The organism is Sphingobium sp. AP50, from assembly GCF_900109095.1.
Lineage (GTDB): Bacteria > Pseudomonadota > Alphaproteobacteria > Sphingomonadales > Sphingomonadaceae > Sphingobium.
Map to the genome: position 1 here is coordinate 1 of NZ_FNYZ01000068.1, position 1,216 is coordinate 1,216.

Sequence of the window (1,216 nt, forward strand, 5' to 3'; positions counted from 1 at the left end):
CAGGGGCAGGCATCGGGCGCGGCGATGACGACGCGCTCGCGCGGCAGATGCTCGGGCAAGGCCTTGCGGGCGGGCCGCTTGCGCTCGAACGGTGCGACGTTGGTCTTCGCCGCTGCCAGGGCAGCCAGAAGCTCATCTTCGCTGGCAGCGGTCTCGCACTCCTCGAACGTCAGTTCCATCTGGTCGAGCAGATGGCGGGTACGTTCGGATCGCTGGCCAAAAAGGGTGCGGCGCATCTTCTCGTTCTGCAGTTCGAGAAGGGCGTTACGGGCTTCCAGGTCGGCGTTGATGGCCCTGATGCGGGCGACTTCAGCGGCGACAGCCTCGGCAGCGGCGAGCCGCTCGCGAAGGCTGTCGATCTCTGCTTGTGCCTCGTTCCCCATGGCCAATAGCATAGCCAAAAAGCACCGGAATCTCTAGCTTTTTAGGTCATGCTGGAGCTTTTATCCGGCCAATGTCGGGCGCCATGTGGCCTGCGGATTACGCCAGTCGATCGCCTCCAACATGCAGGCCATCTGCGAAGGGGAGATGGCAATCACGCCGTCCACGGCCGAAGGCCAGATGTACTTCCCGCGCTCGAGACGCTTGGCATAGAGCGACATGCCGACACCATCATGCCAGATGATCTTGCAGAGGTCGCCGCGGCGTCCCCTGAAAATGTAGAGGTCGCCCGCGTAGGGATCACGTCCGAAACTCTGCTGCACCTGCAGGGCCAGGCTGCGCATGCCGCGCCGCATATCCGTGTGCCCTGTTGCAATCCATATCCGAACACCGGAGGGGACTGGGATCACGGCTTGACCGACCGCAGCACTGCCGACACCAGCCCCGGCGAGGCGCCAGCAGGAATACGCACGATCGCCCGCTCGAACTCCACGATGATCGCCGATCCGCTCACCGGCATCGGATCGGACTGCACCTGCACTTCTGCAAAGCCTTGGGCTGCCTGCCCCATCTGCCGCCGCCATCTGTAGATCTGGTTCGGCCGCAGATCGGCACGGCGGGCAATCTCCGCCACGTTCGCACCGGGCGCCGAAACCGCCGCGACCAACTCGCGCTTCTGCTGGTCGGTCCATACCCGCCGCCGCTCCGGCCCCGAAATTACCGTGATCTGACTCATCGCACCGTCCTTAGTATCGGTGCAAACACCGGCGCTTGCACCAGTGCCATGTCAAAATATCAGCCGATCACCGCAAGGCGGCCCTCACCGGAGCAATAC

The 1,216-nt window shown here is 63.7% G+C and carries 3 protein-coding genes; all 3 read right to left on the reverse strand.

Annotation, left to right across the window (positions count from 1 at the left end; translation table 11 throughout):
- A partial coding sequence (locus BMY84_RS28900; protein ID WP_218147076.1) for a transposase occupies nucleotides 1-383 on the reverse strand: 383 nt, incomplete at its 3' end.
- Between the two features lie 60 nt (nucleotides 384-443).
- Complete coding sequence (gene tnpB, locus BMY84_RS28905; protein WP_093088606.1) at nucleotides 444-791, reverse strand: IS66 family insertion sequence element accessory protein TnpB; 348 nt, start codon at nucleotides 789-791, stop codon at nucleotides 444-446.
- Nucleotides 788-1,117: an IS66-like element accessory protein TnpA gene (locus BMY84_RS28910; RefSeq protein WP_093088608.1), complete on the reverse strand. Its 330-nt coding sequence runs from the start codon at nucleotides 1,115-1,117 to the stop codon at nucleotides 788-790. The genes tnpB and BMY84_RS28910 overlap by 4 nt, the downstream gene beginning before the upstream one ends.
- Between the last annotated feature and the right edge of the window lie 99 nt (nucleotides 1,118-1,216).